Origin of the sequence: Salinibius halmophilus, from assembly GCF_003577475.1 — a bacterium.
In the GTDB taxonomy this organism is placed as follows: Bacteria; Pseudomonadota; Gammaproteobacteria; order Pseudomonadales; family Natronospirillaceae; genus Salinibius; species Salinibius halmophilus.
This window is the reverse complement of the sequence record NZ_QPEP01000016.1, coordinates 1-12,937: the sequence shown is the minus strand read 5'-3', so window position 1 is coordinate 12,937 and position 12,937 is coordinate 1. Positions and strand designations below refer to the sequence as shown.

At 48.6% G+C, this 12,937-nt stretch carries 13 protein-coding genes and 1 tRNA gene; 3 read left to right on the top strand and 11 right to left on the bottom strand.

Annotated elements, in window-relative coordinates; translation table 11 throughout:
* Positions 1-24: 24 nt before the first annotated feature.
* The 4 genes from DUW71_RS16235 to recQ form a co-directional block, all read right to left on the bottom strand.
* Positions 25-432, bottom strand: a complete 408-nt coding sequence (locus DUW71_RS16235; RefSeq protein WP_158584203.1) for a gamma-glutamylcyclotransferase family protein — start codon at positions 430-432, stop codon at positions 25-27.
* A gap of 102 nt (positions 433-534) precedes the next feature.
* Entirely contained in the window at positions 535-858 is a 324-nt protein-coding gene (locus tag DUW71_RS16230; protein WP_119396329.1) for a hypothetical protein, read from the bottom strand.
* 13 nt (positions 859-871) lie between these two features.
* Positions 872-947: transfer RNA gene (locus DUW71_RS16225), tRNA-Arg, on the bottom strand.
* Positions 948-991: 44 nt separating this feature from the next.
* Positions 992-2,779 (bottom strand): DNA helicase RecQ, encoded by a 1,788-nt coding sequence (gene recQ / locus DUW71_RS16220; RefSeq protein WP_119396411.1) that lies wholly within the window; start codon positions 2,777-2,779, stop codon positions 992-994.
* A 50-nt stretch (positions 2,780-2,829) separates the two neighbouring features.
* Between recQ and DUW71_RS16215 the strand changes: the two genes are divergently transcribed.
* Together DUW71_RS16215 and DUW71_RS16210 are read left to right on the top strand one after the other, a co-directional pair.
* A complete protein-coding gene (locus DUW71_RS16215) occupies positions 2,830-3,402 on the top strand; it encodes a YecA/YgfB family protein (protein ID WP_119396328.1) in 573 nt (190 codons plus the stop codon).
* 5 nt (positions 3,403-3,407) lie between these two features.
* Positions 3,408-3,842, top strand: coding sequence for a tRNA-uridine aminocarboxypropyltransferase (locus DUW71_RS16210; RefSeq protein ID WP_119396327.1), 435 nt, complete (start codon positions 3,408-3,410; stop codon positions 3,840-3,842).
* Here the strand turns inward: DUW71_RS16210 and DUW71_RS16205 are convergent.
* The 6 genes from DUW71_RS16205 to uvrB form a co-directional block, all read right to left on the bottom strand.
* A complete protein-coding gene (locus DUW71_RS16205) occupies positions 3,839-4,144 on the bottom strand; it encodes a BolA family protein (RefSeq protein WP_119396326.1) in 306 nt (101 codons plus the stop codon). The two genes, DUW71_RS16210 and DUW71_RS16205, sit on opposite strands and share 4 nt — an antisense overlap.
* Before the next feature lie 9 nt (positions 4,145-4,153).
* The gene (locus DUW71_RS16200) at positions 4,154-4,666 is read right to left on the bottom strand and encodes a 3'-5' exonuclease (RefSeq protein WP_119396325.1); all 513 of its coding nucleotides are present in this window, start codon (positions 4,664-4,666) and stop codon (positions 4,154-4,156) included.
* 45 nt (positions 4,667-4,711) lie between these two features.
* Complete coding sequence (gene dsbD / locus DUW71_RS16195; protein ID WP_119396324.1) at positions 4,712-6,544, bottom strand: protein-disulfide reductase DsbD; 1,833 nt, start codon at positions 6,542-6,544, stop codon at positions 4,712-4,714.
* A gap of 97 nt (positions 6,545-6,641) precedes the next feature.
* Complete coding sequence (locus DUW71_RS16190) at positions 6,642-8,129, bottom strand: DUF3570 domain-containing protein (protein WP_119396323.1); 1,488 nt, start codon at positions 8,127-8,129, stop codon at positions 6,642-6,644.
* Between the two features lies 1 nt (position 8,130).
* Positions 8,131-8,322, bottom strand: a complete 192-nt coding sequence (locus DUW71_RS16185; protein WP_119396322.1) for a DUF4266 domain-containing protein — start codon at positions 8,320-8,322, stop codon at positions 8,131-8,133.
* 176 nt (positions 8,323-8,498) lie between these two features.
* Positions 8,499-10,523 (bottom strand): excinuclease ABC subunit UvrB, encoded by a 2,025-nt coding sequence (uvrB, locus tag DUW71_RS16180; protein WP_119396321.1) that lies wholly within the window; start codon positions 10,521-10,523, stop codon positions 8,499-8,501.
* Positions 10,524-10,629: 106 nt separating this feature from the next.
* On the opposite strand from uvrB, the gene DUW71_RS16175 reads away from it, so the two are divergent.
* Positions 10,630-11,775 (top strand): YihY/virulence factor BrkB family protein, encoded by a 1,146-nt coding sequence (locus DUW71_RS16175; protein ID WP_119396320.1) that lies wholly within the window; start codon positions 10,630-10,632, stop codon positions 11,773-11,775.
* On the opposite strand, the gene DUW71_RS16170 is transcribed toward DUW71_RS16175, so the two are convergent.
* The gene (locus tag DUW71_RS16170) at positions 11,768-12,316 is read right to left on the bottom strand and encodes a GspH/FimT family pseudopilin (RefSeq protein WP_158584201.1); all 549 of its coding nucleotides are present in this window, start codon (positions 12,314-12,316) and stop codon (positions 11,768-11,770) included. The two genes, DUW71_RS16175 and DUW71_RS16170, sit on opposite strands and share 8 nt — an antisense overlap.
* Between the last annotated feature and the right edge of the window lie 621 nt (positions 12,317-12,937).

The window sequence follows — 12,937 nt, the reverse complement described above, 5'->3', positions numbered from 1 at the left end:
GGAACCTGTGCTTTGGCTTAAATACTAACTATGCGTACCAGTTTTTAGCGCTTCAGATGGCTGGAAGTCTCGCCAATCTCCCGTGGTAATCGGCACGGCCTGGCCATTTACTCTGCCAATAGGGATTAACGCCATCCCCCAAGGCGTTGGCACCTCGGCCGTATCATTCAACCACTGACTGGCCTCTACCATATCGGCAAAGGTCGCTTTTGGCACTTGCCAAACTTCAGCAACAATGGTGCTACCCTTCACTGGTATTGCTATGGCTTGTCCCTTGATGGCGAACAATTGAAATCCGGCGATACGACCTTTACCAAGGCGTTTTACCCCCGACAATGATGCATGTTCTGGCATTCCTTCGCGCATTTCACCATAGACTGTCACCTGTACAATCTCTGGATGTGTCACGGCATAACCTCTAACTATAGACAATATCTACACCCTAACACCTAAATATGTTGATTGTCTTGCGCTTAAACAATTTATTGACGTTTTTTTGATCAGACTGTTAAAACATAATCTAGAATTCTTGGCCTATTGATTGCCATAACCCCAACGATACGGCGTCTGCAAATATGGCACGCCACCGACTCGCACCCCCATAAACATCAGCTCAGCGATATTCGGGTAACCTTTGTCACTAACACACTGCATTAGGGCTTCGTCAGCTGCCAAGCGCTGTGCTTCAGAGCCACCACGCCAATAGGCAATGTCATGCGTAACACAGCAGTCATACCAGTCGGCATCTGGCCAGCGAGAGCAGCCATCACTGATAAACGGACTTTGATAACCTTCTGGGTTGCTAGTAGAAGCACAACCAGCCAGAAGGCAAGAGAAGCAGATAATCAACTTTCGCATAAATTATCTCGATTGGCCTCCCCACAGGGACTCGAACCCCGATCGGCCGCTTAGGAGGCGGCTGCTCTATCCTGTTGAGCTATAGGGAGAGAAGGCTTTGCATTGTAACGGCATGTACACAAAAATCAACGCACTAACTTGCTGCCGCTTCTAAGTTTCGCAAGCAGGCCAGGAACTGCTGACCGTACTTATCCATCTTTTTATCACCTACACCATTAATTGCCAGCATTTGGCCATAGGTAGTCGGTAACCGTTCAGCCATTTCTATAAGCGTAGCGTCATTAAACACCATGTAACTAGCGATATCATATTCGTCGGCCAACTCTTTGCGCAGCTTGCGCAGCACTTCAAATCGCTCGCTTGTATGGGGTGCCATTTGTGCCCGCCGACTACTTTGCTTGGCTGACTGAGTCTCGAGGCGCAAGTGAAAGCGCGTGTCGCCACGCAAGATGTCACGCGCCGTTTCATTTAAATGCAAAGATCCATGTGGCGCCACTGCGAGGTAACCAGCAGCAATGAGCTGGCGATATAAACTGCGCCATTGTTTTTCATTGAGCGCTTTGCCGGTGCCGTAAATAGGCAGATCTCTATGGCCACGCTGGCGCGCCAGTTCATCATTTTTACCCAATAGCAGTTCAACCAAATAGCCCACACCATAGCTCTGCTGTGTGCGGTAAACGAGCGACAATGCACGTTGGGCCGACTCCGTTGCATCAACGCTTTGGGCAGGGGTTAAGCAATTATCACAGTTACCACAAGCGCTCGACTGCTCACCAAAGCAACTTAATAATGCTTGCCGACGACAACTCACTAGCTCACAAATACCCGCCAACTTTAGTACCCGCGCCTGATCAGCCCTAATGACCGCCTCGGGCGCATCTTTTTCGCTGATCATTTGCATTGCTCGCACAAGGTCATGACCACCATAAAACAACAACGCAGTGGCTGGCGCACCATCACGCCCAGCGCGGCCTGTTTCTTGGTAATAAGCCTCAACCGAAAACGGCATATCCACATGCACAACAAAGCGTACATCTGGCTTATCGACGCCCATGCCAAAAGCGATGGTCGCCACCATCACCATGCTTTCCGAGCGAGTGAACTGGCGCTGGCGTTTAAGTCGGTCTTCTTGTGGCAAACCAGCGTGATAGGCAAGTGCTTCGATTCCTTTACTCTGTAGGTATTCAGCCAGCTCCTCTGTAGCGCGCCGTGAACGGCAATAAACAATCCCGCATTGCTCAACAAACTCTTGGCGAATAAATTTGACTAACTGTTCGCGCGTTTTTTGTTTGGGTACCACGCGGTACTGAATATTTGGCCGGTCAAAACCAGTAATAAAACGCTTGGCATCCGCAATACCAAGTAACTGCACAATATCTTCGCGAGTACGCGCATCCGCCGTGGCGGTAAGCGCCATCACCGGTGTACTTTGCAAGCGCTGAACGAACTCATTTAGGCGTAAATAATCGGCCCGAAAATCATGCCCCCATTGTGATACACAATGCGCCTCATCGATGGCAACAACAGACAACTTCAGGCCAAGTAACCAATCGGTAAACGCTTGATTGAGTAACCGCTCAGGTGACACGTATAGCACATCTAAAGCGCCTACCTCACAAGCATTGCGCATTGCTTGCGCTTGCTGAAAGTCTAAGCCAGAATGCAGCGCGCCAGCACGTACACCAGCTTCTCGCAAACCACGAACCTGATCGTCCATTAGGGCAATCAAGGGTGAAATCACCACGCCCATACCCGGCATCGCCAGGGCAGGCACTTGATAGCATAGTGATTTACCCCCGCCAGTTGGCATTACTACTAGGGCGTTTTCTCCGGCCATCACCGCATCAACGACTGCTTGCTGACCAGGGCGAAACTGAGAAAAGCCAAAAACGTGCTCTAAGATGTGTAAAGCTGACTGCATGTAATTCATAAAACCGCTAAACTAGGCGCCAAACTATTTGGAGACAACGAATGGCAACCACCGAAGACGAGCTGTTATTACTCGAACAAATCTTTGACGCTGAGGATGCCCACGAAATGCTGCCTGATTTTGCCAGCTTTCACGGCATGTTAACAGCAGCGGCGATGGATCCTTTACAACCCGATGTTGAAACTGTGTGGCAAATTGTCATGGATGAAGTGCCAAACGCCGCACAGCCAGGTGCTCAAGTAAAAACCATTACTGCCAAACTACTGCAAGAAATCAAAGATGAGCTGTTCAGTGAAGATGCTCTGGCACTGCCTTTTGATATTGATGACACAGAAACGGTAGACGACGAAATGTCGTGGTGCTGTGGTTTTATGGAATGGGCAATGGTACGCGAAGACGACTGGTTTGCAGAGCATGAAGCAGAGGTTGCAGAACTATTGCTGCCGGTGCAAGCAGGCAGTGGTTTGTTTGACGACGAACCTGACATGCAAGCATTAAAAGAAGATGGCAATCTTTGGCATCACCTGCGCGCCCAAATTCCTGACGTACTCACCGATTTGTACCTACTGCTAAATGTGCCAACCAATAAGGGTGGCAAAGCAAAGCGTCACTAGCATCAATGCAATTCTGGCGGTTAATTCACCAGCGCGAGTTAGAGCGGCCGACCAATACCGGTCGCTTAATCCCCGATGCCATCCCGATCATTTGGCAGCGCAAAGTGCCCAACCCTGCATTATTAGCCCAAATTGAGCAAGGTAATATGGCACTTCTCTACCCTGGCGATTCAACTGGGGGCACTCAGGCTAATATTGAACACTGCTTAATCATTGATGCAACCTGGCAAGAAGCGCAAAAAATTTACAACCAGAGCGCTTATCTACACAGCATGCCACGCATTAGCCTTGAGGGTTATACATCAACGTACCGATTACGGCGCAATCAACGTGGACTGTGCACGGCGGAAGCGGCTGCCTATGTGCTTATTGAGGAAGGGAACGAACAAGCTGGACAAACACTGCTGCAAAGACTGCAGCAGTGGCAAGAAAATGATTAACGCCCCGCACCACCACGACAAGCAGGTGAGGCTGGAGCACTGCCCTGCCATTCAACAGGTGAGTAAGTATGCAAAGCCAGAGCGTGCACCTCACCAGCAAGCTCGTCAGCCAATATACTGTATATCTTTTGATGGCGTTTCACTGGACGCATGCCGTCAAACACATCACTGACTAGTACAACCTTGAAGTGTGTTTCAGAGCCCTTGGCAACGTTGTGCATATGGCTCTCGTTAATGACTTCTAAGTATTCTGGCGTCAACGACTCATTCAGTTTTCGCCTAATGCTCTGCTCAATGATCATTACGATCAACTACCCCTTATTCGCTTGGGATTGATTTTGCCGCGTTGCAATCCATGTTTTTTGCAATACAGCAGCGTCTTGTCCGGCGCGATGATACCCTATCTGCATCGCTTGACGAATTTTTTCTTTCTCTACGTCCCACACCTGCATCTGGTGCTCAGACATAACGCGAGCAATGGTATCCAAGCGAAACGCTTGTTTTTTATGAGCCGAATAAAACAGCAACGAAAGCCACGAGGAATCAAACCCCCAGCCATCGCTGTATACAACCAAACCTTCTAAGCGCTGATTAAGTGTTTCAGCCACTTCGCGAATGGGCAGGCCATTGCTAATTAACAACTCACGGCTAATGCCATGAACCGACTCAGCCTGCTCATCCCAGTGTTGCCAGTCCGGCTCTGGGCGCACGAGCATGGAAAACACTTCGCCGTTTTCCAACGCTGCGCCAATTTCTATTGGATAACTACCGCGTCCAAATCCCGACGCTTCAATATCCAGCATGGCTGGTAGCCGTTCAATCATTCATCTGCCCTATGTACTGCAAGCTGCATGCCCTGCCCCGAGCGACTACAACCCTAAATGATTCAAAAATGCGGTTTTGCTCAACTCACCCTGTATGGTTAGTTCTGGAATATAACCTTGTTGCGGGTCGAAAAATAAAATCGCTGGTGGCCCGAATAACCCAAAGCGCTCCAGCGCTGCTTGATCATCGGCATCATTTTCGGTGACATCAATCTGCACCCAGGTCCAATTCGCCATTTTCTGCTGCACTTCAGCATCGGCAAATATTTCTTCCTCAATGGTATAACAAGATACACACCAGTCTGCCCAGTAGTCTAGCATCACTGGCTGGCTGCTGCTGGCGATGATCTGGTCTACTTCAGCTAAAGTATCGACCTTGATAAATTGTTTATGAGCTTGTTCACCACTGCTAATGCCAACTACCTTAAGCGGTTGCGTATAACTAGTATTGCCTGCTAACCCACCAAATAGCAGCGCCGCGCTATATAAGAGCGCCAGCACACCAAGCGCTTTCAACCAGCGTAGTTTTTGTGCAACGGGCTCTAGCGCACCAAGCATCACTAATGTAATCACCCCAAATGCGCCCCAAGCAATTAGGGTGACACTACGGTCTAATAATCGGGTGATCAGGTAAAGCGCGATGGCCAACAATAGAATGCCGAAAGCCGACTTGACGATATTCATCCAAGCGCCCGCACGCGGAATCAGCTTGTTGCCACCCGTGCCGACAATGAGCAGCGGCACGCCCATACCCATGCCTAAGGCAAACAAAGCTAGGAATCCCTGCGCCATATCGCCAGTGCTCGAGATATAAATCAGCGCCCCAGCCAATGGTGCAGAAACACAAGGCGATACCACAACCGCAGACAAAACCCCCATAATGGCCACACCGATAAACGTACCACCTTTTTGTTTCTCAGATAGCTTGTTCAGCTGCTGCTGGAAGGGGATACGCAGCTGGATTTTGTCGAACATGACCAACGCAAGTAATACAAAAATCGCCGCAACAATCGACAAGGCAATCGGCTGCTGCATCATAGCGGCTAGGTTGTAGCGCGCTCCCAGTGTGGCAACCAGCAAGCCAGCTAAAGCAAAGGTGAGTGCCATCGGCACCACGTAAGTCAGGCTCAATAAAAACGCTCGTTTAGTACTAATATTGCCTTGCCCCATAATAATGCTGGATAAAATAGGGATCATTGGCAGCACGCACGGTGTGAACGTTAGTCCTATTCCCAACAAAAAGAACAAGCCAATCGCCTGCCACAAAGACACTGAAGCGATAAAACCAGCGAGCGACTGGCTGCTCTCTGTGTCGACCTCAGTTGCACGATTAGAGGCCGTTAAGTCAATCACGCCGCTATCGCTGATGTCGCGAGCAGTGACAACAGGTGGAATGGTTGCAGTGGTTAAATCAATAACGTCAGCACTAGCTGCCTCGATTACTGGCGGCCGGGTTGGTGACACACCAAATTCTGGGGTAAACATTAGGCGTTCGGTGACCGGTGGATAACAAATACCAGCTTCGGCACAGCCTTGGTAAGTTAGTTTTATCTGTACAGGCTCATTGGCATAGATAGGCGCATAGGCTTCCATCTTGTCATACACCACCTGCATAACCTGCTCGAAGTTTTCATCATATTTTTCTTCGTAGCGGGTGTTAAACTCAAGCTCACCTACTTCACCGTCACCGACTTCAACTTGCAGTTTTAGATTTTGCTGATATAGGTAATGGCCAGGAGTGATCTGCCAGGTTAAGAAAAAGCCGTTGCTGTCTGCCCAATGGTTAAACTGAAAAGCCTGATCGACCGGCAAAAACTCGACGGCTTTTCCCGACAAACTCGCTAATAGCAGCACTGCCCCAAGCCACATATTGCGCATAATTCACTCCACATCAAAAAATAAAAGCGACACGGGTACCCACCGTGTCGCTTCCCTATTCTACACATTCATAGCTGAACGTCTGTCTAACCTGTTATCAGAACTTGTAGTCTAAACCACCTGTGAACATGACAAAGCTTGTCAACCCCGGCACTTCTACCTGCCCAGCTAGCTCAGATAACGTGGTATAAGACTCAAACCCTGCAGATAGTTGTACATCTGCAATGCTAATCGCCGTATTAATGCCCAGGCTGTAGTTCAAGTAGCTGGCGTATTTTGGATTCGACGTATAATAATTCGGCTGCGAGAAACCTAATCCAGTACCATCCGGCGTTACAATTGTACTTGGAAAGTTGCTCTCGGTTGCGCCTTCAGCGAACTCAATATTGTCACTGGCGTTAATGGCATTAGTTAACTCAGGATCAGTCATTTGCGTGTAATACGCCGCTTTGTATTGCCCAGCAACACGCGCAAACGGCACCAAATTGATGGCTGTATCCTGGCGTTCTAACCAACGTAAAATACCTGTTGAACGCTGCGTTGCTATGTCGAACTGTTGATCCCAGGCGACACGACCCATGCCTTGCTGCACGCCCCAGTCGTTACCAACGTAACGAAGATCTAGGTGTAGGGCAGCATTAGCTGGGTTGATAAACTGGCGATAGTTAGAATGCACATGCCAGCCTATACGAGACTCCGGCAGCAGCTCAGTTCGGTAATCCACCACATCACTGCTGGCAAACGAGCTTTCATTCGTCTCTGTGCTGCCATCATTATGACAGCCTTCACCACATTCAATGGCAAAACTCGCATACGGATTACTCAAATAACCAATACTCGCATCGATCCCCGCCCCAAAACGCCAAGCAATGTTTTTGTTGAAAGCAATCGTTAGTGATTGTGATGCGGCAATTCTGTGAACTTGCTCGCCATCGGCTTCACTCAGAACAACTTGCTCAGCTTTTGCGCGGTTAGCATCAAACACAGAAGTTAGCGTGGTAAAGCCATAGCGCACCCCTAGGCTATAAACCAACTGATCGTTATTGCCATCAAAAGCGATGTCTAGCGCAGCACCAGCCGTCTGTTGCCTTGGATTGACCAAATAATCAGCCGATAATCCAGCCACGACATTGTTGCTGTATAAGCGTGTATCAAGTACAACATCATGTTCGCTGTAAGCTTGTGAGGGCCCAACCACACCGCGAATCACACCTTGTTGCTTATCATTGCTATCGGTCTGAGTTTGTGCTGTCCAGCCAACATTTGTACCCGAGGTATCAACATCTACATCTTTATAGATACTGTGCACTCCATTGCCAGCGTACTGCCCTAAACGATAATTGAGTGCGACACCCAAGTTTTCGTTCACACCAGTGCCTAACGTAAATAAATGCTGTTGAATGGACTGCGGATCATGAGCAGGGGTTTGATAATCACTCGTGCTTGGGTTCAATAAAGCTTGGTCAAACGCTTGCTGATTGGTTAAGCCAACTTGGTAACCCAAGTTTGTCGTGACCGGTGCTGAATTGCCATAAACCATTGCACTAGCGGCAAGTAAAACGGCTGAACTTAGATATGCTTTCATGTTACCAGCCCTCTCCTACTAGCGCGCCACTGACCGCCTCGAAGCGCTGATAATTTTGTTCGGCTAATGACTGGGACGACAAATCTAAAAACTGCATCTGCTCATTTTCAAGGTTTGCTCGTTCCCATGGCTGTACCGTCGCACAGCCAGCAAGACTAACCATGGCGCAAAGCGCCAGCACTAGTTTTTTCATTAACCTGGCTCCAATTTCGAAATTGGCGCTATTTTGCGTTATTCAGCCAAAGAAACCAACCATAAAGGCGCATTGAAGTGGGTTGCTTGGCAGCAGCAAGGCATTTGTACCAAAAAATGCGACACCACCTACAAAAACTAAACAGGTATTTTCACCCTACAATAAATTTGCAAAGGCTAGCCTAGGGTTTTTAGCGCTTCTTTCAAATCGAGCATTTCATCACGCAACTCAGCTGCTTTTTCAAACTGCATATCCTTAGCGGCGGCAAACATTTCGTCTTCCACCTGCTTGATACGCTGAGCGATATCTGCAGCTGTGCGATACTGTGCTTGCGGTTCTGCTGCCTGTGCAACACTCTGGCGCTGCTTGCGTTTGTTACCACGCCCTGGCGCTTGCCCCATTTCCATAATGTCTTTTACCGACTTTTTCAAAGCCGTTGGCACAATACCATTCGCTTCATTATGGGCAATTTGCTTTTCACGACGGCGTTCGGTTTCTTCCATCGCTCGCTGCATCGATGGGGTAATTTTATCGGCATACAGAATTGCTTTACCGTGAACATTACGCGCCGCTCGACCCATTGTTTGAATCAATGACCGATCAGAACGTAAAAAGCCTTCTTTGTCGGCATCAAAAATAGCCACCAAACTAACTTCCGGGATATCCAAGCCTTCACGAAGCAGGTTGATCCCTACCAGCACATCAAACTCACCTAAGCGCAAATCTCGAATGATCTCGACCCGCTCAACCGTATCGATATCCGAGTGCAAATAACGCACGCGAATACCGGCTTCGGATAGAAAGTCTGTCAAATCTTCCGCCATACGCTTAGTAAGCGTGGTCACCAGAATTCGCTCGCCTTTTGGGATTCGTTCGTGACACTCTTTTAGCAAGTCATCTACTTGACTTTGCTGAGGACGAATTTCTACCTCTGGATCGACCAAGCCAGTCGGCCTAACCACCTGCTCAACCACTGCTTGGGCATGCGCCTCCTCATATTTAGCCGGCGTTGCTGACACATAAATGGCTTGCGGCGCCATACGCTCCCACTCTTCAAAACGCAGCGGCCGGTTATCTAGCGCTGAGGGCAATCGAAAACCATAGTTCACTAGGGTTTCTTTGCGTGAACGATCGCCTTTGTACATGCCACCAATTTGCGGAATGCTCACATGCGACTCATCAATAAACATTAACGCATCACTAGGCAAATATTCGAAAAGCGTAGGCGGTGGCGCCCCACCCGGTCGTTGAGACAAGTAGCGCGAATAGTTTTCGATCCCTTGGCAATAACCAAGTTCGCGCATCATTTCAATGTCGTACATGGTGCGCTGCTCAAGGCGTTGCATCTCAACCAAGCGGTTTTCTTTCTTCAGTACCTCAAGGCGCTCTTGCAGCTCAGCGGCAATGCCATCAATGGCATCCAAGATGGTTTCGCGCGGTGTCACATAGTGAGTTTTTGGGTAAATGGTAAACCGTGGCACTCGTTGAATCACGGCACCCGTTAGCGGGTCGAATAGGTAAATTTCATCCACTTCATCATCAAACAGCTCGATGCGCACAGCCTGCTCTTCGGATTCCGCTGGGAAGATATCGATGATATCGCCACGAACTCGGAAGTTGCCGCGAAAGAAGTCGATGTCGTTGCGCTCATACTGCAGCTCGGCTAAGCGGCGCAGTATACCGCGTTGATCAATGCGATCCCCGCGTGATATGTGCAACATCATTTTTAAGTACGATTCAGGGTCTCCCAAACCATAAATCGCTGATACCGTCGCCACGATCACAACATCTCGACGCTCCATCAATGCTTTGGTTGCCGATAAGCGCATCTGCTCAATGTGTTCGTTTACCGAGGCATCCTTGTCGATAAAGGTGTCCGTTGACGGCACATAGGCTTCTGGTTGGTAATAGTCGTAATACGAAACAAAGTATTCAACACGGTTATCGGGGAAAAACTCGCGAAATTCCCCATATAGCTGAGCAGCCAAGGTTTTGTTATGTGCCATCACGATGGTAGGTCGGTTTGCTGCTTCGATTACCTTAGCCATGGTAAAGGTTTTACCCGATCCGGTAACACCTAGCAGGGTTTGTGCGGCCAATCCAGACTCTAGGCCATCAACGAGTGAGGCAATCGCCGTTGGCTGATCACCTGCCGGCTCATATTTTGAATGAACTTTAAAGGGCTTCACTTGCTCGGTCATGCTGGCCTCAAATCTGGATATATGCCCAGTAGTTTACTGCAAGCCAAACGCTTTCGCTACTTGCTTACTCGGGCTAGTATTAAGCTATCTACGTTAAGGATCTTATATGTGGCTTGCATGGTGGCATAGTTTTCGAAAGCGCCAACACCCTTGGTTTATTAGCCTAGTGTTGCGCCTCATTGAACATGGGCTCAGTGTCAATTTGCGTATGCAAGCCATGGCGCTGGTTTATAGCACCTTGATTGGCTTAGTACCCCTGCTCGCAGCAAGTCTTGCGTTACTGAAAGCCTTCGGCATTCAGGAGCGTGTGATAAACCCCTACCTACAACAACTCGCCAGCCCTTTAGGTGAACAAGGTCAAGCAGCCCTGGCACAGGCAATGAGCTTTGTTAGCAACAGTGAATATGGTCTACTTGGAATCGTGGGCATTGTAGCCCTATTATATGCCGCCATCACCATGGTAAGCCGTGTAGAGCGCTGCTTCAACAACGCTTGGCATGTAATAAGCGGGCGTACAATTTGGCAACGAGTTACCGACTTCAGTGGCTTAGTGCTGCTTACGCCACTGCTGCTTATTGCTGCGCTAACCATGATCTCCAGCGTAATGGGTGCACCAGCGCTGATGGCAATCGCGAACTTTTTCTCGGCTCAATGGCTACTCGATTACGCCTCGTCGCTGCTACCTTGGTTAAGCCTAGTGATTGCTTTCTCAGTGATTTACTTTTTTATTCCTAACACCAAGGTGAAACCTCAGTTTGCCATAGCGGGCGGGCTAGTCACGGCGCTCGTTTGGCAAGGGGCCGGCGCTACTTTTCGTGCAATCGTCGGTGAGGTTGGTGAACAAAGCACGCTGGCACTCTATTCTGGTTTTGCCGTTGTCATGATGTTTTTTATCTGGCTATACCTAAGCTGGATGATCATTCTACTAGGTGCGCACCTAGCGTTCTATTTACAAAACCAACAGCGCGTCTTCCAGCCTGCCATGGGCAATGTACTAATTAGTGAGCAGCTAGCAGAACTTGTGGTCTGCTATCGTAGTATTTGCCAGCAGTACCTAGCCGGAGAACCAGCATTTCATGAAGATGGCCCAGCACTTGAGCAATTACAACAAGCTGGGCTATTAGCGCAAACCACACAGGGAGACTGGCTCCCTACATCACCCTTGGATGAACTGACTACCGAGCAAGTACTGAAAAAACTTATTGGCGAGCAATTATTTCCCGTGCAAAACGTAAAACAATGGCTTAAGTAGTACAAGAATTAGCCGTCAGCTCACTTATACTAGGGCGGCCAATTTTATTAATTTCCAAAATCCGACCACCGCGAGTTCGGTTATCGTCATCGCAAATCACAAAATAAGCTGAAGTATTCTTAAGCGTGCCATTAAATCGCATCGTAAAATGCTCGCTCACCCCGTATATCACCAAGCCTTGCGCGGGAGGGATATAATCAACAAGTTGGTCTGTTGCGGCATCGAACTGGCCTGTAGTTCCTCGGTCAGTAAATATCAGTGCGCCATCACTAAAACGAGTCGAAGCAGGATCACACGCCAACGCCCCACCGTCATTCGGGCCAACTTTTGCTACACAAATTGTCACATCCCCACTGGTACGAATCGCCTGCGAGCGCTGGTGCACCAAAAAGGCATACAGCTCATTGCTATGCTTAACAATTCTGTCACTGCGAATATAGCCACTAAAGCTTGGAATAGCGATAGACGCCAAAATTGCCAATACCGCAACCGTAATCATCAATTCGATCAGGGTAATACCTTGGTGTTTGTGAGGGCTCATAATGCTCATTCATGTTTGTCTTTTGTTATTTTCAAACAAAATAATAACAATGGACGAACCTTTTACTAGGGTTAATTAACCCTAATGGGCAGCCTAAAAAATGCAAACGGTTGCATTTTTTCATTTATTGACCAAGTTCACAAAATGCCAAGTAAAGAGCCGTCACACCCGCGCAGGCGGGTGTTTAGTCATGGATTACATGCGTGAAAAGCCAGACAACGCGTCACACCCGCGCAGGCGGGTGTCTAGTCATGGATTACATGCGTGAAAAGCCAGACAACGCGTCACACCCGCGCAGGCGGGTGTCTAGTTAGGCGTGTTTCCCAAACCTACGGTTTGTAAAACCTTGTATCTCTCCAGAGATGCTGATTAGCTATCGGCATCTCATACAAAGCTAGGATCGAAGCCTGTGTAAAACCTTAGCACTATGATGCTGTTCCGTAGATTCGGCTCCTAGCTTTTTCATCTTTGACTTTGAATGGTATCCAAGCGCCCAGCTCTAAGTGGTGACGCTGAATGTACAAGGGGAAACGGAGAGATGACTCAGGTTGTTGGTATTGACGTTAGCAAAGATAAAATCGATTGCTGTTGGATTCGCGATCTGCAAAAGAATAAGATCAA